Source organism: Pseudomonas fluorescens group sp. (assembly GCF_020093335.1).
GTDB lineage: Bacteria > Pseudomonadota > Gammaproteobacteria > Pseudomonadales > Pseudomonadaceae > Aquipseudomonas > Aquipseudomonas petroselini.
Map to the genome: position 1 here is coordinate 1 of NZ_JAIOKW010000062.1, position 19,075 is coordinate 19,075.

Below are 19,075 nucleotides of genomic sequence, written 5' to 3' on the forward strand. Positions count from 1 at the left end.
TGTCTGGGATTTGTACCTGTGTGATTATCCCTTGGGGAGGCTTGGACGAGGTATGACCCGCGTCCAAGCCTCAAATGTGTAAACGATGTCCCCGGTTTCAGATGTAAACGATGTCTACGGTTCTACATCCCGATTGCGGAGTGTCAGCGACTGCATGGTTGACTGATTCACCGCTATCGGGAGCAGCCCCTCTCCCACAATTTTTGATCTAGGCAGGGCTTGAGAGTTGGGTCAGGGCGGCGGCGGCCTCGGGGAGTTCCAGCTCGCTGAACACCTGTACCCCATGCTGCCTGAGCAGCGCCGTGGTGACGCCTTCGCCTGCCACCTTCACGCCCCTGAAGGTGCCGTCGTAGGTCTGCAGGTTACCGCACGACGGGCTATTGGCCTTGAGCACAGCGATGCGGATGTTGTGGCGCTGCACCAGCGCCAATGCCTGGCGGGCGCCATCGAGGAACGCGGCGCTGAAATCTTCGCCCTCGGCGGTCAGCACTTGAGCACGGCCCTCCCACACATCCACGCCCTGCCCGCCCGGAATCTCCGCCGCCGGGCGCGGCGTCGGCAACCCGCCCGACACTTCCGGGCAGATCGCAACCACACGCCCCTCGGCCTGCCACACCGCCAACAGGTCGAATGGCCCGCTGGCCCCGCCGTCGTAGCGCACCTTGTGGCCAAGCAGACAGCGGCTGATCAGAATTTTTTGCATGCTTAAAACGGCTCGTTGCCCCGCCGGCGAAACCAGCCGGTGAGGGACAGGCGTTCGCGCGTAGCGGGCATGACTTCGTGAGGCACTTCGCCCGACAGGAACACCACCAGGCAACCGCCCGTGGGCACCACATCGTATTCGACGCCGTCCTTGAGGTACATGCGCAACTGGCCGCCATGCTCGGGCAGCCAAGCGTCGTTCAAGTAGATCACCGCCGAGACCATGCGCCGGTCATCGTCGCGGAAGCGGTCCAGGTGCTTGAGGTAAAACGCCCCCGGCGGGTACAGCGCGAAGTGGCTTTCGAAATCCTCAAGGCCAAGGAACAAACTGCGGTTCATGGCCAGGCGCAGGCTGTCCATCAACGCCATATAGGTGTCGCAGACCGCCGCATCGCCCTCTTCCAGCCACTGGATGTGGTCGCCGCGAATACCTTCGCGAATCTCCTGGGTCGGACCGCGTCCCACCGCTGCCGGAGCCAACTCACCCTCGGCTGCACGTTTATGGCACTCAGCCGCCAGTTCCAGGGTCAGAGCCTGGGGTAGGAAGCCGTCCTGCCGGGACCAGCCCTTTTCGGCCAGGTCGTCGACAATACGTTGCAGCAAAGGGTGATCGAGGGGTATTTGCATGGCGCGCATAGTATCCATACGCCTGTGAATCCGACAGAGCCGCCGGGCGTCTGAATACACTTTAGTCAGGTGACTGATAGGACTTCTCGACAAATCCTACGCCCGACACGGACAATAGTGGCCGACTGACAGGAGTCCATATGCGTCGTTTGTTTTTTTCATTGCTGATGTTCTGCGTTTTGCCCGCCTGGGCAGACGGCCATGACCAGTTGTACAAGGTCGCCGGCTGGGCCGAACAACGTGCACATTTCAATGACGCCCTCAGTGCCGCCCAGCAACGCTACCGCAATAGCCTGCCGCCAGCGGTGTACCAGGCGCTGGTGGACAACAGTAATAAACGCTTTGCCGCCCAGTCCATGGACCAGCGCGCCGAGGCGCAATTGCGCAAGAACCTGGCGGACCCGAAGCCCGCCCTGGCCTTTTTCCAATCGCCCCTGGGCCGCAAGATCGTCGCCGCTGAGTTGCTCGCCACGCGCCGCGACCAGTTGGCAAAAAACGCCCAGGGCTTGCCGAAAATCCAAGCCGACGCGACCCGCAGCCTGATCATCGGCCACCTGGCCCAGGCCCTGCCCGCCCGTGAAGCCGGCGCGGAAGTCAGCCTGGCGATTGCCGGTGTGGCGGCCGACAGCCTGAGCCAGATGATCCCCGGTTTGTTGGGCGGTGGTCAGGCCCAGGGCATGTTGAATGGACAACGCGAGCGGCTGATGCAGCAGATCGACAAAGATCTGAACAACACGCTGTTGTACGTCTATCGAGATCTGTCTGACCCGGAGCTGGAAGAATTCGCTACGTTTGCGGAGTCGCCGGAGGGTAAGGCGTATTACCAGGCGGCGCTGGCAGCCATTCGCGCGGGCCTTGCGGTCGGCCAAAGCACCTCTAGCCTGACGCAGTAACAAATGTGGGAGGGGGCTTGCCCTCTCCCACATTTTTTAGATTGAGTTACTTCAGGTGATCGGTGAGGTACGTGAAATACGCTTCGCGAATCTCCGGTATCTCATTCGCCAAATGGTGCCTGCCACGCGGCAGCATCAACACCTCGGGCTGGTCGAACTTGCTCCTTAGCACCTGCAAGTTGTGCTGCCAGTCCACCGTCATATCTTCCTCCCCCTGCACAATCACCGGCCGCCTAGGGCTGCGCGGTGCGGCTTCGATACGTTTGATCCAGCGCGCCAAGGCGCCCACCCAGGCGGTAGGCAGTTGACGCGGCTGCAGCGGGTCGGCCTCAAGGAAGGGCTTGAACGCGGGATCGTGGGTGTTCTCGCTGAACCGCCGCGCGATGCCTTTGACGAATGGCCGCAACAGGTAATAGCTGACCTGCGACCAGCCCCAGGCACGCGGCCGCACCAGTGGCGAGAGCAGGAACGTCTTGCCTTGGGCCGGGCTCTCAACGCCATGGTTGAGCACGTGATCCACCACCACCGCGCCGCCGGTGCTTTGCCCGAACAGGTGCCAAGGTTGCGGCAGTTGCAGTGCTTCGGCTTGGCCAAACAGCGCCTGCACCACCTGTTGATACACCGCAAAATCATCGATGCTGGCGCGCGCGCCGCTGGACAGGCCGTGCCCCGGCAAATCGCAGGCGATCACCACGAAGCCTTGGTCCAACGCCCAGTCCACCACATGGCGATACAAGCCCATATGGTCGTAGAAGCCGTGGAACATGAACATCGTCGCCACCGGCACGGGCGGCCACCACACTTGCGCGACCACCTCGAACCCGTCCACCTCGAAGCGTCCCAGACGGCTGACCACCGGAACGTTGCGCGCCGCCAGGTCCAGCCCGTAGAAACGTTGATAGACCCGTGCCTCGGCTGAAAGCGGCTGCGCATCCACCAGGGGCCGCAAGCTTTCGCGCAGATGATCGGGGTCAAAGGTGACGGGCATAAAGGGTTCCAGACTGACGGCGAAGATGAATATCGAGCTGCGATATTCATCTGTCAGGACAAGCATGGCAAGCTACGCGACCTTCGAGGATACATCTGAATGCGACAGCCCTACCGTACCGCCCTGTTCGCCAGCCTCATCCTGGTTATCTGCACCGGCGTGCTGTGGGCCGCGTATGACTGGTTCCAGGGCCGCTACCTGCGCGCCTTCAGCGAACACACGGCGGTTTTTTCCGGTGACCCGCTGAAACTGCCTGCCGACCTCGCCGGCCCCGGCCCGATCCGCCTGGTGCACTTCTGGGACCCCGCCTGCCCCTGCAACGTCGGCAACCAGCAGCACCTGGGCGAGCTGATCGAGCACTACGCGCCTCAAGGCGTCGAGTTCTACGCCCTGCAAAAGCCCGGCAGCCACGGCCAACTGCCCGACAACCTGCGCCGCATGAAAACCCTCACCGCCCTGCCCGGTGCCGACCAAGTACCGGCCAGCCCGGCCGTGGGCATCTGGGACCGCAGCGGCAAGCTCGCGTATTTCGGCCCCTACAGCGAAGGCCTCACATGCAATTCCAGCAACAGTTTTATTGAGCCGATCTTGAAGGCCCTTGAAGCGGGACGCGAGGTGAATGCCACGCACACTCTGGCGGTGGGCTGCTATTGTTCGTGGCCAACAGGCTCGTAACTCGCCACCCACTCTTGGTAAGGAATGTTCATGAAGCGCGTCTTGCGGGTTCTCGCGGTTCTTGTAGTGATGATCGCCCTCGGCGCAGGCGCGTACGTCTACAGCAAACAACCCACCCGCCAGGGCACGGTGACACTGGCCAACCTGCAAGGCTCGGTCACGGTGCGCTACGACGACCGTGGCGTGCCGCATATTCGGGCCGAGAATGAAACCGACCTGTATCGCGCCTTGGGCTATGTGCATGCCCAGGACCGCCTGTTCCAGATGGAGATCATGCGGCGCCTGGCCCGTGGCGAGCTGGCCGAGGTGCTCGGGCCCAAGGTGCTGGAGACCGACAAGTTGTTCCGCAGCCTGCGCATTCGCGACCGCGCGGCCACCTATGTGGCGCAGCTGGACCATGAGTCGGCGCACTGGAAGGCGCTGCAAGCCTATCTGGACGGGATTAACCAATATCAGGACAGCCACGCCCGCCCGATGGAGTTCGACGTGCTGGGCATCCCCAAGCGGCCGTTTACCGCCGAGGACACCATCAGCGTCGCCGGGTATATGGCCTACAGCTTTGCCGCTGCCTTTCGTACCGAGCCTTTGCTGACTTACGTACGTGACCAATTGGGCAGCGACTACCTGAAAGTCTTCGACCTCGACTGGCAACCCAAGGGCGCCCTCAACCTGGCTGCCGGCGATTGGCAGACCCTCGGCGCCATCGCTGCCCTGAGTGAGCAGGCCCTGGCCGACAACGGCCTGCCGCAGTTCGAAGGCAGTAACGCCTGGGCCATCAGCGGCAACCGCACCCAGAGCGGCAAACCGTTGCTGGCCGGCGACCCGCATATCCGTTTCTCGGTGCCGTCGGTGTGGTATGAAGCGCAGCTGTCAGCGCCAGGGTTCGAGTTGTATGGCTATCACAACGCCCTCGTGCCGGTGGCGTTCCTGGGGCACAACCTGGACTTCGGCTGGAGCCTGACCATGTTCCAGAACGATGACCTCGACCTCATCGCCGAAAAGACCAACCCGGACAACCCCAACCAGGTCTGGTACCACGGCCAGTGGGTCGACATGACAAGCACCGAGCAACAGATTGCGGTGAAAGGCCAGGCGCCGTTGACCTTGACCCTGCGCCAATCGCCCCACGGCCCGATCATCAATGACGTGCTGGGCGAAAACGCCGGCAACACACCGATTGCCATGTGGTGGGCGTTCCTCGACACCCAGAACCCGATCCTCGAAGGGTTCTACCAGCTCAACCGCGCCGACACCCTGGTCAAGGCGCGTGCGGCGGCAGCCAAGGTGTCCGCGCCGGGGCTGAACATTGTGTGGGCGAATGCCAAGGGCGATATCGGCTGGTGGGCGGCGGCGCAGTTGCCGATTCGTCCGGCCGGGGTCAACGCCGGGTTTATCCTCGACGGCAGCAGCCCCCAAGCCGACAAACTGGGCTTCTACCCCTTCAGCGCCAACCCCCAGGAAGAGAATCCGGCACGTGGTTATGTGGTGTCGGCCAACGCCCAGCCAGTTTCGCCCACCGGCATGGAGATCCCCGGCTATTACAACCTGGCCGACCGTGGCCAGCAGTTGAACGCGCAGTTGAGCGACAAGAGCGTGAAGTGGGACGTGAACAACAGCCAGGCCCTGCAGCTGGGCACCACCACCGCCTTCGGCCCGCGCCTGCTGGCGCCGCTGTTACCGGTGCTGCGCGAGACGGTCAAGGACCCGGCGCAGTTGAAACTGGTGGAGCAGCTTGCACGCTGGAAGGGTGACTACCCGCTGGACTCCACCAGCGCCACGCTGTTCAACCAGTTCCTGTTCAACCTGGCCGACGCCGCCTTCCACCCGAAGCTCGGCGACGGCATGTTCAAGACCCTGCTCAGCACCCGCGTGATCGACGCTGCCCTGCCACGCCTGGCCGCCGCGCCGGATTCGCCGTGGTGGGATGGCAAGCGCGCGGAGACCGTCAAGCTCGCCTGGGACAACAGCCTGGCGCACCTCAAGGCCACCTTAGGGGATGATCCGACCCAGTGGCAGTGGGGCAAGGCGCACACCCTGACCCACGGCCACCCGCTGGGCTCGCAGAAGCCGTTGGACCTGATCGTCAATGTCGGCCCGTTCCCGGCGCCGGGCACCCACGAAGTGCCGAACAACCAGTCCGCCAATATCGGCCCGGCGCCGTGGCCCGTCACCTACGGGCCTTCTACGCGCCGCCTGATCGACTTCGCCGACGTGGCGCACGCCCTGACCATCAACCCGGTCGGGCAAAGCGGTGTGCCGTTTGACCGGCATTACGGCGACCAGGCGGAAACCTACATCGAAGGCGGTTACGAACAGGCGCATTTCACCGATGAGGAAGTGACGGCCAATACGCGTGGAACACTGAAACTGCTGCCCGCCAGATAACCGCTTGCAACGCGGTCAAACGGTGGGAGCGGGCTTGCTCGCTCCCACATTAGATCGGCGCCGCAAAGTTAAGCCGGAACTGTTGCGGCGTCACGCCCAGCCGGCGGTTGAACACACTGCGCATGTGCTGGGCATCGCGAAAGCCGCATTGATAGGCCACAGTCTTGAGCGGCGCCGGGCTGCTTTCCAGCATCACCCGCGCCGCGTCCACCCGCGCCCGCTCGACAAACTCCGCCGGGGTGATGCGTGCTTCACGGGCAAACACCCGCGAGAAGTTGCGCGCGCTCATATTGGCTGCCTTGGCCAAGTCGGCAATGGTCAGGTCCCCCGTCAGGTTCGCCAGCACGTGCAGCTGCACCTGCGCCACCGCTGACGTGGTTTCGGCGTGGGCCGTGAGAAACGGGCTGAACTGCGACTGCCCACCCGAGCGCTGGGTAAACACCACCAGGCGCTTGGCCACACTCAACGCGACTTCCGGGCCATGATCCTGGGCCAGCAGATACAGCGACAGATCGATGCCCGCCGTGACCCCGGCCGAGGTGTAGAGGTTGCCGTCCTGCACGTAGAGGCGGTCGGCCTCAACCTGGGCGGTGGGGCACAGGCGCGCCAGATCAGCCGCGTCGTTCCAATGGGTGGTGACGGTTTTCCCATCCAGCAGCCCAGCTCGGGCCAGCATGAACGCGCCGTTGCAGATCGAACCGAAGCGTTGCGCACGCGCCGTGGCGCCCCGCAACCAATCATCGAACTGCGTGCCGAAGTCTTCGAAGGGTAACTGCGGGCCGCCAGCGACCAGCAGCAGGTCATAAGCGTGCAGGGCTTCGCTGTAGTGCCGGTGGGCCTGCAATGACAGGCCGTTGGAGGCGGCCATGGTGCCACGGCCAAGGCCAATCACTTCAAGCTGGTAATGGTCCTCAGGCGCTAGAAACCGGTTGGCCTCGCAAAACACATCCATGGGGCCGGTCACGTCCAGTGACTGGACGCCGGGAAAAATCAGGATGGCAACGGTTTTGCCCATGAACAACACACCTTCTCTAACTGAATAAACGCAATTGCCCTCCCATATTTTGATTTTTGCAAGGTTCGAGGGACCAATCGCCTGCTACACCCTAGCTGATTTTTGCCTTGGCACGATGTGGCTGCACATTGGCCGACATCGCTTCCTCACCGCGCTAGCCCCTCCGCGGGCACGCGACCAGACTGGATGCTTTCCAGAGGAGAACGCCCATGACCACCACCATCGCCGGCATCCAGATCCCTGACAGCGCCCTGGCCAAGGCCACCACCGAATACATCCGTGACGTCGAATCCGACCTGCTTTACCACCATTCCCGCCGGGTATTCCTGTTCGGCGCGTTGAGTGGCGAACGCAAGCAACTCGCCTACAACCCGGAGCTGCTCTACGTCGGCGCGATGTTCCATGACCTCGGCCTGGTGGAAGGCCATCGCAGTAACGACGAACGCTTCGAAGTGGACGGCGCCAACGCCGCCGCGGCCTTCCTCAAGCCTTACGGGCTGAGCGATGACGACATCGAACAGGTGTGGTTGTCCATCGCCCTGCACACCACGCCGGGGGTGCCGCAGCATTTGCGTCCAACCGTTGCACTGGTGACTGCGGGTGTCGAGATGGACGTGCTGGGCATGGACTACGCCGCGTTCAGCAACGTGCAGCGCGACGCCGTGGTGCATGCGCATCCACGCGGTGAAGGGTTCAAGGAGTGCATCATCTGCGCGTTCGCCGACGGTTTGCGACATCGCCCGCAGACCACGTTTGGCAACGTGAAGACGGATGTGCTGGTGGATCAGGAGCCGGGGTTCCGGCCGATGAATTTTGTCGAAGTCATCCGCAAATCCCCCTGGACTGCTTAACCAACAAGCCAAACCCGATCCATGTAGTGAGCGGGCTTGCCCCGCGCTGGGCTGCGGAGCGGCCCCAAAACCAGGCACCGCGTTCTTTCTGAAGGAATGCGGTGCCTGCAAAAGGGGCCGCTCCGCAGCCCAGCGCGGGGCAAGCCCGCTCACCACAACAAGCCCGCCCACCACAGCGAGCTTGCTCACCACAGCAGGCCTACTCACCACAGCGAGCCCGCTCACCTCAGCAGGCCCCTCCCACATTGGGTCCCCGTTCCGGGTTTTAAACCGGTGCAGGCGCCCGACGCTTGTCCGGCTGCTGCCAGCCATCTGCCGCTGCTTCTTCGATGGCTTGCTGGATCGCCTTCTTGCGCATCTCTTCCGCACGGCGGCTGAAGAACCACACCAGGAAGGTCACCAGCGACACCGCCAACAGGATCAGGCTGGCCACGGCGTTGATCTCGGGTTTAACCCCAAGACGCACCGCCGAGAACACTTCCATCGGCAAGGTCGTCGACCCCGGCCCCGACACGAAGCTCGCCAGCACCAGGTCATCCAGGGACAGCGCGAACGACATCATGCCGCCCGCCGCCAACGACGGCGCGATCATCGGGATGGTGATCAGGAAGAACACCTTCCACGGCCGCGCGCCCAGGTCCATCGCCGCTTCTTCGATCGACAGGTCCAGCTCACGCAGGCGCGCCGACACCACCACGGCTACATACGCCGCGCAGAACGTGGTGTGGGCGATCCAGATGGTGACGATGCCACGTTCCTGGGGCCAGCCAATCATCTGCGCCATGGCCACGAACAGCAGCAACAGCGACAGGCCAGTGATCACTTCCGGCATCACCAATGGCGCGGTCACCAGGCCGCCGAACAGCGTGCGGCCCTTGAACTGGCTGATGCGCGTCAGCACGAACGCCGCCAATGTACCCAGCGCCACTGCCGCCACTGCCGTGTAGCAGGCGATTTCCAGGGAGCGGGCCACCGAGCCCATCAACTGGGTGTTGTCCAGCAGGCCCACGTACCACTTGATCGACCAACCGCCCCACACTGTGACCAGCTTGGATTCGTTGAACGAGTAGATCACCAGGATCAGCATCGGCAGGTAGATGAACAACAACCCCGCCACCAGCATGAAGCTTGAGAAACTGACGCGCTTCATATCTTGCCCTCCATCTCTTTGGCTTGGCTGCGGTTGAACAGGATGATCGGCACGATCAGGATCGCCAGCATCACCACCGCCAGGGCAGACGCCACCGGCCAGTCACGGTTGTTGAAGAATTCTTGCCACAACACTTTACCGATCATCAGGGTTTCCGGGCCGCCCAGCAGTTCCGGAATCACGAACTCGCCCACCACCGGGATAAACACCAGCATGCAGCCGGCGATGATGCCGTTCTTGGACAGCGGCACGGTGATTTTCCAGAAGCTGTTGAAGGTGCTCGAGCCCAGGTCGGACGCAGCTTCCAGCAGGCTCTGGTCATGCTTCACCAGGTTGGCGTACAGCGGCAGGATCATGAACGGCAGGTACGAATAGACCACGCCGATATACACCGCGATGTTGGTGTTGAGGATCTGCAGCGGCTCGTTGATCAACCCCATGGACATCAGGAAGCCATTGAGCAAGCCGTTGTTGCTGAGGATGCCCATCCACGCATACACGCGGATCAGGATCGCGGTCCAGGTCGGCATCATGATCAGCAGCACCAGCACGGTCTGCATCTCTTTGCGCGCAGTGGCAATGGCGTAGGCCATCGGGTAGCCGATCAGCAGGCACAGCAGCGTGCTGAAGAACGCCATTTTCAGCGAGCCCAGGTACGCGGCGATGTACAACTCGTCGCCCGCCAGCAGGCTGTAGTTCGCCAGGTTCAGCACCACCTGCAGCTTCTGCTCAACGTAGGTGTAGATCTCGGTGTAGGGCGGGATCGCCACGTCGGCTTCGGCGAAGCTGATTTTGAGGACGATGAAAAACGGCAACGCGAAGAACAGGAACAGCCACAGGAACGGAATCCCGATGACGACCTGCTTCCCGGTGGGGATTATGCGGTTCAAGCGGCGCTTGAGCTTCTTGGTATTCATGAGCGAAGTACCACGCCGCTGTCGTCTTCCCACCACACGTAGACCTGGTCACCCCAGGTCGGCCGCTGGCCACGGCGCTCGGCGTTGGCCACGAAGGACTGCACCAGCTTGCCACTCGGCAGCTCCACGTAGAACACCGAGTGGCCACCCAGGTAGGCGATGTCGTGCACCTTGCCGCTCGACCAGTTGTGCTCGCAGGTCGGCATTTCGGTGGTAACCAGCAGCTTTTCCGGGCGGATGGCGTAGGTCACCGATTTGTCTTCCACCGAGGTGGCGATGCCGTAGCCCACGTAGATATCGCGGTCCAGGTCCGGGCACTTGAGCACCGCGTGGCCTTCGGCGTCGTCCACCACTTGGGTGTCGAAGATGTTGACGTTGCCGATGAACTCGCACACCAGGCGACTGGTAGGCGTTTCGTAGATGTCGATCGGGCTGCCGATCTGGGCGATCCAGCCCAGGTGCATGATCGCGATGCGCTCGGCCATGGTCATGGCCTCTTCCTGGTCGTGGGTCACCATCACGCAGGTCACACCCACGCGCTCGATGATTTCCACCAACTCCAGCTGCATCTGCGAGCGCAGTTTCTTGTCGAGGGCGCCCATTGGCTCATCGAGCAGCAGCAGTTTCGGGCGCTTGGCCAGGGAGCGCGCCAACGCCACACGCTGACGCTGGCCGCCGGACAACTGATGCGGCTTGCGCTTGGCGTACTGGCTCATCTGCACCAGCTTGAGCATCTCAGCCACACGGGCGTCGACCTCGGCCTTGGGAATCTTGTCCTGCTGCAGGCCGAACGCGATGTTCTGCGCCACGGTCATGTGCGGGAACAGCGCATAGGACTGGAACATCATGTTGATCGGCCGCTCGTAGGGCGGCATGTCGGTGATGTCCACACCGTCGAGGTAGATGCGCCCCTCAGTCGGGCGCTCAAAACCTGCGAGCATGCGCAGCAAGGTGGACTTGCCCGAACCCGAACCGCCGAGCAAGGCGAAGATCTCACCTTTCTTGATTTCCAGGGACACATCGTCCACGGCAATCGTCTCGTCGAACTTCTTCGTGACCCGGTCGATTTTGACCAACACCTTCTTCGGTGTCTGGTCGCCCTCGAGGGCTTTCTTATAGGCGCCGGAGGCAACTGCCATTTACGAAACTCCCAAAAAAAACAGTGCAGTTCGCCCGAGGCGGGCGAACCCAGGATAGTTTGAGCCTTACTTGCCCGTCTTGACCTTGGTCCAGCTACGGGTCATCAAACGTTGCACTTTCGGGGGTAGCTCGAAGTTCACGAATGTCCGGTCGAGTACCGCCTGCGGTGGGTAAACCGCTTCGTCGGTGCGTATCGATTGCTCCATCAGTTTGTCCGACCCAGGGTTAGGGTTGGCGTAACCGACGTAATCACTGACCTGGGCGATCACCTCAGGTTGCAGCAAATAGTTGATGAAGGCGTGGGCCTCTTTGACGTTGGTCGCATCCTTGGGGATGGCCAGCACGTCGAACCACAGGTTGCCGCCTTCTTTCGGAATGGCGTAGGCGATGTTCACGCCTTTGCCCGCCTCGGCCGCGCGGGCCTTGGCCTGGAACACATCGCCGGAGAAACCGGCCGCCACGCAGATGTTGCCGTTGGCCAGGTCGGAGATGTATTTGGATGAATGGAAGTAGGTCACGTAAGGACGCACTTTCAGCAGCTTGGCTTCAGCCTTCTTGTAGTCTTCAGGGTTGGTGCTGTTGGGATCAAGGCCCATGTAGTTGAGCACCGCCGGCAGCATTTCATCCGCAGAGTCCATGAACGACACGCCGCACGTCGCCAGCTTCTTCATGTTTTCCGGCTCGAACAGCACGGCCCAGGAGTCGATATGGTCGACGCCCAGCACTTCTTTCACCTTGTCGACGTTGTAGCCGATGCCATTGGTGCCCCACAGGTACGGCACGGCGTACTGGTTGCCCGGGTCGTTCTTTTCCAGGCGCTTGAGCAACGCCGGATCGAGGTTGGCGTAATGTGTCAGCAGCGACTTGTCGAGCTTCTGGAACGCCCCGGCCTTGATCTGCTTGCCGAGGAAGTGGTTGGACGGCACCACCACGTCGTAGCCGGTACGCCCGGCCAGCAGCTTGCCTTCCAGGGTTTCGTTGGAGTCAAACACGTCATACACGGGCTTGATGCCGCTGGCTTTTTCGAAGTTGGCCAGGGTGTCGGTGCCGATGTAGTCCGACCAGTTATAAATATGCACAGTCGGTGCGGCCTGCACGCTGACAGCCAGCGTGATACCTGCACCCACCAGCAAGGCTTTGCGAAATAAAGAAATTGGCACGTGGAGGTCCTCTTAAATAGTTGGGCCTTAAAGTTGTTGCCCGGCAACAAAACCGGCGCGCAACTTACCCTCGATAAACCGATCCGGCAAAACTTTCTGGCATTTAATGTGTGGGAGGGAGCTTGCTGTGGTGAGGCGGCTTGTCCACCGCCGGGTTCACCGCAGATTGGTGGGGCTGCTTCGCAGCCCAGCGCGGGGTAAGCCCGCTCACCACATTTCCCCCTCCCACAAGGTTCAGGGCTTATTTACCGGACTTGATCTTGGTCCAGCTGCGCGTCATTTCACGCTGGGTTGCGGCTGGCAGGTCAGCAATGGCATAGAGCTTGGCTTGCACGTCTGCTGGCGGGTAGATGCCCGGGTCGCTGGTGATGTCTTTGTCGACCAGTGCGGTGGCTTTCGCGTTACCGTTCGGGAAACGTACGCTGTTGGTGATCGAAGCCATTACTTCCGGCTTCAACAGGTAGTTCATGAATTTGTAGGCGGCGTCGACGTTTTCGGCATCTTTAGGGATGGCGACCATGTCGAAGAAGCTACCGGCGCCTTCTTTCGGAATGTCGTAGGCCACTTTCACTTTGCCACCGGCTTCAGCCGCGCGGGACTTGGCCTGCTGGATGTCACCCGAATAACCCACGGCGACGCAGATGTTGCCGTTGGCCAGGTCGGAGATGTACTTGGACGAGTGGAAGTAGCCGATCGAAGGACGGATCTTCAGGAACAGCGCTTCGGCTTGCTTGAGGTCGTCTTTCTTCTGGCTGTCGGTCGGCAGGCCCAGGTAATGCAGCGCGATCGGCAGCATTTCGGTTGGCGAGTCGAGGAAGCTCACGCCGCAGCTTTTCAGCTTGGCGATGTTCTCAGGCTTGAGCAGCACGTCCCAGGAATCGATCTTGTCCACGCCCAGCGCAGCCTTGACCTTCTCCGGGTTGTAGCCGATGCCGATCGAGCCCCACATGTACGGGAAAGCGTGCTTGTTGTCCGGGTCGCTGACCGACACGGCTTTCAGCAGGGATTTGTTCAGGTTGTCGTAGTTGGACAGCTTGGTCTTGTCCAGCTCCTGGTAGACGCCCGCCTTGATCTGCTTGGCGAGGAAGTTGTTCGACGGTACGACGATGTCATAACCGGACTTGCCTGCCAGCAACTTGGCTTCCAGGGTCTCGTTGCTGTCGAACACGTCGTACACCACTTTGATGCCGGACTCTTTTTCAAAGTTGGCGATGGTATCCGGCGCGATGTAGTCGGACCAGTTGTAGACGTGCAGCACTTTATCGTCTGCCTGGGCCGCGCCCGCCATTGCGCCCATCAGGGACAAGGCGAGGAGGGTCTTGCCAGCGTTCTTCAAACCTAATGCCTTCATTTGGTGATGCTCCAATTTTTCTTTTTTGGGCCACGTTCTTACAAGGTTTTGCGGCCCGTCTAAAGGGCAACAAAACAGGGCGACAGTCTGGCAAGTTCTGAGGCCGGCTTTCAACCAAAGCCTCATCTATAACTGCTCGGTACACAGCGCCTGAAAGCCGCTGCGCACTGAGCCTAGCACTTAGCCCTGCAATGCCGCCAAAGTCAGGTCCAGGCAATGCCGAGCCTTGGTCACCAGCTCGTCAATTTCGGCCTGGCTGATCACCAGCGGCGGCGAAATGATCATGGTGTCGCCCACGGCGCGCATGATCAGGCCATTCTCGAAGCAGAAGGTTCGGCAGATCATGCCTGCGCCCTTGCCTTCGTAACGCTTGCGCGTTGCCTTGTCCTGCACCAGCTCAATCGCGCCGAGCATGCCCACGCCGCGCACTTCACCCACCAACGGGTGATCCGCCAGCTCCCGTAGACGTTTCTGCAAATACGGTGCCGTTTCGTCGTGAACGCGGTTAACGATTTTTTCATCGCGCATGATGCGGATGTTTTCCAGGGCCACTGCCGCCGCCACCGGGTGGCCGGAGTAGGTGAAGCCGTGGTTGAAATCGCCACCTTCGTTGAGCACGGCCACCACGTCGTCGCGCACGATCAAGCCGCCCATGGGGATGTAACCCGAGGTCAGGCCCTTGGCGATGGTCATCATGTGGGGCTTGAGGTCGTAGAAATCGCTACCGAACCACTCACCGGTCCGGCCGAAACCGCAGATCACCTCATCGGCGACAAACAGGATGTCGTACTTGGCGAGGATTTCCTTGATGCGCGGCCAGTAGGTGGCGGGCGGAACGATCACACCACCGGCGCCCTGGATCGGCTCGGCAATAAAGGCACCGACGTTGTCCACGCCCAGTTCCAGGATCTTCTCTTCCAACTGGTTGGCAGCCCACACGCCGAATTCTTCGGGGCTCATGTCGCCGCCTTCGCCAAACCAGTACGGCTGCGCGATGTGGGTAATGCCCGGGATCGGCAAGTCGCCCTGCTCATGCATATAGGTCATGCCGCCCAGGCTGGCGCCGGCCACGGTGGAGCCGTGGTAGCCATTCTTGCGGCTGATGATGGTTTTCTTGTTCGGCTGGCCCTTGATCGCCCAATAGTGGCGGACCATGCGCAACATGGTGTCGTTGCCTTCGGAGCCGGAACCGGTGAAGAACACGTGGTTCATGCCGGCCGGTGCGATATCGGAAATGGCCTTGGCCAACTCCAGTACCGGTGGGTGAGCGGTCTGGAAGAACAGGTTGTAGTACGGCAGTTCTTTCATCTGCTTGGCGGCGGCGTCAGCCAGTTCATCGCGACCGTAGCCGATCGCCACGCACCACAGGCCGGCCATGCCGTCGAGGATCTTGTTGCCTTCGCTGTCCCACAGGTAAACGCCGTGGGCTTTGGTGATGATCCGTGGGCCTTTCTCTTTCAATTGCTTGAAGTCGCTGAACGGCGCCAGGTGGTGATCACTGCTCAAGGCTTGCCATTCACGGGTTTGCGGGTTGTTGCTGGACATACCGATCTCCTAGACTTTTCAGTAAAGGGCGCGCCGCTTTCAAGGGCGCGCCCGGCGCATCAGACGGCGAAGAGCAGGAATTCCCGCTCCCACGAACTGATGACGCGCTTGAAGTTTTCATGCTCGGCCCGCTTGACCGCGACGTAGCCTGTGATGAATTTCTGACCCAGGTATTTCTCGATGGTCTTGCTGTTTTCCATGCGTTCCAGGGCGTCTTCGATGGTCAGCGGAAGGCGCAGGTTGCGACGCTCGTAACCACGGCCTACCACTGGCGCGCTGGGGTTATGGCCTTCGACCATGCCGATGTAGCCACACAGCAGGCTGGCGGCAATCGCCAGGTACGGGTTGGCGTCGGCGCCCGGCAGGCGGTTTTCCACACGCCGGTTCTGCGGGCCGGCATCCGGTACGCGCAGGCCCACGGTGCGGTTTTCTTCGCCCCACTCCACGTTCACCGGCGCCGAGGTATCCGGCAGGAAGCGGCGGAACGAGTTCACGTTAGGCGCAAACAGCGGCAGCAATTCAGGGATGAATTTCTGCAGGCCGCCAATGTGGTTGAGGAACAGCTCGCTCATGGACCCGTCTTCATTGGAGAAGACGTTCTTGCCGGTAGCGATGTCGATGATGCTCTGGTGCAGGTGCATCGCGCTGCCGGGCTCGCCGGTCATCGGCTTGGCCATAAAGGTCGCGGCCACATTGTGCTTGAGCGCGGCTTCACGCATGGTGCGCTTGAACACCAGGATCTGGTCGGCCAGCGACAGGGCATCGCCATGACGGAAGTTGATTTCCATCTGCGCCGTGCCGTCTTCGTGAATCAGCGTGTCGAGGTCCAGTTCCTGCAGTTCGCACCAGTCGTAGACGTCTTCGAACAGCGGGTCGAATTCGTTGGCGGCTTCTATAGAGAAGGATTGGCGACCGGTCTCGGGGCGCCCGGAACGGCCAATCGGCGGTTGCAGCGGGAAGTCCGGGTCTTCGCAGCGTTTGGTCAGGTAGAACTCCATCTCCGGCGCCACGATGGGCTGCCAGCCTTTGTCGGCATAGAGCTTGAGGACTTTCTTGAGTACGTTGCGCGGCGACAGCTCGATCGGGTTGCCTTGCTTGTCGTAGGTGTCGTGGATCACCTGGGCAGTCGGCTCGATGGCCCAAGGCACCAGGAACACCGCGTTCTGGTCGGGGCGGCAGATCATGTCGATGTCGGCCGGGTCGAGCAATTCGTAATAAATGTCGTCTTCGACATAGTCGCCGGTCACGGTCTGCAACAGAACGCTCTCGGGCAGGCGCATGCCTTTTTCGGCGATGAACTTGTTGGTCGGCGAGATCTTGCCCCGGGTGATGCCGGTGAGGTCGCCAATCATGCATTCGACTTCTGTGATCTTGTGGTCTTTCAACCAATCGGTGAGCTGGTCGAGGTTGTTACTCATAAATGCCTCTGGGCTGGGTTTCCTGGCATCCATTAAAGGCCAGGCGTTGGTTGACGCAGCATCCGCGTCGTTTTTTTCATTCAGGGTAGGAGCTTACCTGCCATTTGCTGCAGCGTTGCATTCCTCACGCCAAAGTTGTGTGCAATTTTGAGCAGCACAGCGGAAGCGAGCCGTTCGGTGGCAAACGAGGAGGCAAAAAAGAGGTCGGACCGGGCGTCAAGAATATTGGCCGGGGCGCGAGCAATCACGCGGGAGGAATGGACGGATGACACAGCCTGGCTGAAGCAGGCCAAGACGCCGAGTGGCGGCAGGCGAGACATGAAGCACCCCGGTATTATTGCTGTTATGGGTTTGAATCGAGCTTAGCCTTGTTCATTTTTTTACACAACACCCCCGTAAAAAATACAACACGGCCCGCTCAAGCCTGCGAGTCCCAAGCCCGTCAAACCCAAAAAACCGCCCCAAAAAGCCCCAAAAAAGCCTTCGCAGCGCTTTTTTAGGGCAAAAAAGGCCTCGCTTGACTTCGGCATGCCGTTCGGGTTGACTGAAACCAGAAAAGATCAATGATTGATATTTTTAACAACAAAGGTGTTGCATCATGTCGGTACCCCCGCGTGCCGTTCAGCTTAACGAAGCGAACGCGTTCCTTAAGGATCATCCTGAGGTTCTGTACGTAGACCTTCTAATTGCGGATATGAATGGTGTGGTGCGCGGCAAGCGCATCGAACGCACCAGCCTCCACAAGGTTTACGAGAAGGGCATTAACCTGCCTGCCTCTTTATTTGCCCTGGATATCAACGGCTCTACGGTGGAAAGCACCGGCCTGGGCCTGGACATCGGTGATGCTGACCGAATCTGTTATCCAATCCCCGACACCCTGTGCAATGAACCCTGGCAAAAGCGCCCTACCGCGCAACTGCTGATGACCATGCACGAACTTGAAGGTGAACCTTTCTTCGCCGATCCGCGCGAAGTGCTCCGCCAAGTTGTAAGCAAATTTGACGACCTTGGCCTGACCATCTGCGCCGCTTTCGAACTCGAGTTCTACCTGATCGACCAGGAGAACGTGAACGGCCGCCCACAACCGCCTCGCTCGCCGATCTCCGGCAAACGCCCGCACTCGACACAGGTCTACCTGATCGACGACCTCGACGAATACGTCGACTGCCTCCAGGACATCCTGGAAGGTGCCAAAGAGCAAGGCATCCCGGCCGACGCCATCGTCAAGGAAAGTGCCCCGGCGCAGTTCGAAGTGAACCTGCACCACGTGGCCGACCCGATCAAGGCGTGCGACTACGCGGTCCTGCTCAAGCGTCTGATCAAGAACATCGCCTACGACCATGAGATGGACACCACCTTCATGGCCAAGCCTTACCCAGGCCAGGCAGGCAACGGTTTGCACGTACACATCTCGATCCTGGACAAAGACGGCAAGAACATCTTTGCCAGCGAGGATCCCGAGCAGAACGCCGCATTGCGTCACGCGATCGGCGGTGTGCTCGAGACCCTACCCGCTCAAATGGCGTTCCTGTGCCCCAACGTCAACTCCTATCGCCGTTTCGGCGCACAGTTCTACGTGCCGAACTCGCCGTGCTGGGGCCTGGATAACCGCACCGTGGCGATTCGCGTACCGACCGGCTCGTCCGATGCCGTGCGTATCGAACACCGCGTGGCGGGCGCCGACGCCAACCCTTACCTGCTGATGGCTTCGGTTTTGGCAGGCGTGCACCACGGCCTGACCAACAAGATCGAGCCTGGCGCACCGGTGGAAGGCAACAGCTACGAGCAGAACGAACAAAGCCTGCCGAACAACCTGCGCGATGCATTGCGTGAGTTGGACGACAGCGAGGTGATGGCCAAGTACATCGATCCTAAATACATCGATATCTTCGTTGCCTGTAAGGAAAGTGAGCTGGAAGAGTTCGAACATTCCATCTCCGACCTTGAGTACAACTGGTACCTGCATACCGTGTAAGCGGTTGCGACATTGAAAAAACGCCGCGGGCCTTGGGCCTGTGGCGTTTTTTTATGGGTCTCTTACTGAAGACCGAGTTGGCCTCATCGGGGGCAAGCCCCCTCCCACAGTTGACTGCATTCTAAAGTTGGAACTCGGTCGAATGTGGGAGGGGGCTTGTTCTGGTCAAGTTTTTCCGGACACCGACTACGGTAATTAAGCGGCCTGCTGCTCCATTGCTATTGGCGACAGGTAGTTGTTGTAGCTGTGGAGCCTGATTCGGTTGTATCGCATGAAGAAGCTG

The 19,075-nt window shown here is 60.8% G+C and carries 17 protein-coding genes; 5 read left to right on the forward strand and 12 right to left on the reverse strand.

All coding sequences use genetic code 11. The features are described from left to right. Window positions 1–208 precede the first annotated feature (208 nt). The gene (locus K7431_RS29775) at window positions 209–703 is read right to left on the reverse strand and encodes a DUF523 domain-containing protein (protein WP_015886404.1); all 495 of its coding nucleotides are present in this window, start codon (window positions 701–703) and stop codon (window positions 209–211) included. A gap of 2 nt (window positions 704–705) precedes the next feature. After that, window positions 706–1,338, reverse strand: coding sequence for a 2OG-Fe(II) oxygenase (locus K7431_RS29780; RefSeq protein ID WP_043206041.1), 633 nt, complete (start codon window positions 1,336–1,338; stop codon window positions 706–708). A 131-nt stretch (window positions 1,339–1,469) separates the two neighbouring features. Here K7431_RS29780 and K7431_RS29785 point away from each other — a divergent pair, with 131 nt between their 5' ends. Further along, window positions 1,470–2,222, forward strand: coding sequence for a DUF2059 domain-containing protein (locus tag K7431_RS29785; RefSeq protein WP_015886406.1), 753 nt, complete (start codon window positions 1,470–1,472; stop codon window positions 2,220–2,222). Between the two features lie 46 nt (window positions 2,223–2,268). Here K7431_RS29785 and K7431_RS29790 read toward each other — a convergent pair whose 3' ends face one another. Beyond that, the gene (locus tag K7431_RS29790) at window positions 2,269–3,210 is read right to left on the reverse strand and encodes an alpha/beta hydrolase (protein ID WP_015886407.1); all 942 of its coding nucleotides are present in this window, start codon (window positions 3,208–3,210) and stop codon (window positions 2,269–2,271) included. A 99-nt stretch (window positions 3,211–3,309) separates the two neighbouring features. On the opposite strand from K7431_RS29790, the gene K7431_RS29795 reads away from it, so the two are divergent. Continuing rightward, entirely contained in the window at window positions 3,310–3,885 is a 576-nt protein-coding gene (locus K7431_RS29795; protein ID WP_015886408.1) for a DUF6436 domain-containing protein, read from the forward strand. 30 nt (window positions 3,886–3,915) lie between these two features. Next, on the forward strand, window positions 3,916–6,270 hold the full coding sequence (locus tag K7431_RS29800) for a penicillin acylase family protein (protein WP_015886409.1): 2,355 nt from the start codon (window positions 3,916–3,918) through the stop codon (window positions 6,268–6,270). Window positions 6,271–6,319: 49 nt separating this feature from the next. Here the strand turns inward: K7431_RS29800 and K7431_RS29805 are convergent, their stop codons facing one another. After that, the gene (locus K7431_RS29805) at window positions 6,320–7,285 is read right to left on the reverse strand and encodes a GlxA family transcriptional regulator (protein WP_015886410.1); all 966 of its coding nucleotides are present in this window, start codon (window positions 7,283–7,285) and stop codon (window positions 6,320–6,322) included. 209 nt (window positions 7,286–7,494) lie between these two features. Between K7431_RS29805 and K7431_RS29810 the strand changes: the two genes are divergently transcribed. Beyond that, window positions 7,495–8,136 (forward strand): HD domain-containing protein, encoded by a 642-nt coding sequence (locus K7431_RS29810; protein ID WP_015886411.1) that lies wholly within the window; start codon window positions 7,495–7,497, stop codon window positions 8,134–8,136. Between the two features lie 265 nt (window positions 8,137–8,401). On the opposite strand, the gene K7431_RS29815 is transcribed toward K7431_RS29810, so the two are convergent. From K7431_RS29815 to K7431_RS29850, 8 genes are all read right to left on the reverse strand, one after another. Beyond that, window positions 8,402–9,286 (reverse strand): ABC transporter permease subunit, encoded by an 885-nt coding sequence (locus tag K7431_RS29815; protein ID WP_015886412.1) that lies wholly within the window; start codon window positions 9,284–9,286, stop codon window positions 8,402–8,404. Continuing rightward, on the reverse strand, window positions 9,283–10,164 hold the full coding sequence (locus K7431_RS29820; RefSeq protein WP_232504883.1) for an ABC transporter permease subunit: 882 nt from the start codon (window positions 10,162–10,164) through the stop codon (window positions 9,283–9,285). The genes K7431_RS29815 and K7431_RS29820 overlap by 4 nt, the downstream gene beginning before the upstream one ends. Before the next feature lie 35 nt (window positions 10,165–10,199). Then, window positions 10,200–11,342 carry an ABC transporter ATP-binding protein gene (locus tag K7431_RS29825; protein ID WP_003195240.1) on the reverse strand — a complete coding sequence of 381 codons (1,143 nt, stop codon included), beginning with the start codon at window positions 11,340–11,342 and terminating at the stop codon, window positions 10,200–10,202. A gap of 66 nt (window positions 11,343–11,408) precedes the next feature. Beyond that, on the reverse strand, window positions 11,409–12,503 hold the full coding sequence (locus tag K7431_RS29830; protein ID WP_015886414.1) for a polyamine ABC transporter substrate-binding protein: 1,095 nt from the start codon (window positions 12,501–12,503) through the stop codon (window positions 11,409–11,411). A 241-nt stretch (window positions 12,504–12,744) separates the two neighbouring features. Further along, complete coding sequence (locus tag K7431_RS29835; protein ID WP_015886415.1) at window positions 12,745–13,839, reverse strand: polyamine ABC transporter substrate-binding protein; 1,095 nt, start codon at window positions 13,837–13,839, stop codon at window positions 12,745–12,747. Between the two features lie 195 nt (window positions 13,840–14,034). Continuing rightward, on the reverse strand, window positions 14,035–15,399 hold the full coding sequence (locus K7431_RS29840) for an aspartate aminotransferase family protein (RefSeq protein WP_015886416.1): 1,365 nt from the start codon (window positions 15,397–15,399) through the stop codon (window positions 14,035–14,037). Between the two features lie 59 nt (window positions 15,400–15,458). Beyond that, on the reverse strand, window positions 15,459–16,817 hold the full coding sequence (locus K7431_RS29845; RefSeq protein WP_015886417.1) for a glutamine synthetase family protein: 1,359 nt from the start codon (window positions 16,815–16,817) through the stop codon (window positions 15,459–15,461). Window positions 16,818–16,897: 80 nt separating this feature from the next. Continuing rightward, the gene (locus tag K7431_RS29850; protein ID WP_015886418.1) at window positions 16,898–17,137 is read right to left on the reverse strand and encodes a hypothetical protein; all 240 of its coding nucleotides are present in this window, start codon (window positions 17,135–17,137) and stop codon (window positions 16,898–16,900) included. A gap of 278 nt (window positions 17,138–17,415) precedes the next feature. Here K7431_RS29850 and K7431_RS29855 point away from each other — a divergent pair, with 278 nt between their 5' ends. After that, window positions 17,416–18,792 carry a glutamine synthetase family protein gene (locus K7431_RS29855; RefSeq protein WP_003213894.1) on the forward strand — a complete coding sequence of 459 codons (1,377 nt, stop codon included), beginning with the start codon at window positions 17,416–17,418 and terminating at the stop codon, window positions 18,790–18,792. Window positions 18,793–19,075 lie beyond the last annotated feature (283 nt).